1 protein-coding gene is annotated in these 507 nt (G+C 38.5%); it reads left to right on the top strand.

Annotation, left to right across the window (positions count from 1 at the left end):
- Positions 1-317 precede the first annotated feature (317 nt).
- Positions 318-507 (top strand): DMT family transporter (locus ADA01nite_RS00840; protein ID WP_174760579.1); only part of this gene is annotated, 190 nt, incomplete at its 3' end.

Here is a 507-nt window from a genome sequence, read left to right as displayed (position 1 = left end):
GATTTTCACAGAAAAAGGGAGTTACATTATAAACGAAATGAAAAGGTAAAAAGTTTCAATTTTAAGGATATAAATACAAAAAATCCCCTCCCGGTCGGCTAACCGGAGAGGGGATTTTTGCTCTTACTCTGACAAGAATATTTTACCATAGAGTAAGGGGAGTCGTCATGCAAATGTCATTTTTGCCGAAATTGACCGGAAGGCTACACAGAAGAGAGTCGAAGAAGCATTGGAGACGGCACGGTCTTTCTATAAACTGGCATTCATGCTTAAATTGGAAGTGGTGATTGAAGAAACAGCTTAAGGAGGGAAATTAGGTGAATTGGTTATTTGTTGTTTTTACTGTAATAGCTGGGGCAGTACTATCGGTACAGGCTGGTGTTAATGGTGCTTTAGGAAAGAAGGTAGGCACCATTGAGGGCTCGTTTATTTCTTTTACAGTCGGTACTTTAGTTTTGTTTCTTTTAACCATATTTATGGGAAAGGGAAATATCTTAGCTGCTTTTT

The sequence above is a fragment of the Aneurinibacillus danicus genome (assembly GCF_007991215.1).
Taxonomy (GTDB): Bacteria; Bacillota; Bacilli; order Aneurinibacillales; family Aneurinibacillaceae; genus Aneurinibacillus; species Aneurinibacillus danicus.
Note: the sequence above shows the minus strand (reverse complement) of the source record. Positions and strands in the feature narration are given on the sequence as shown.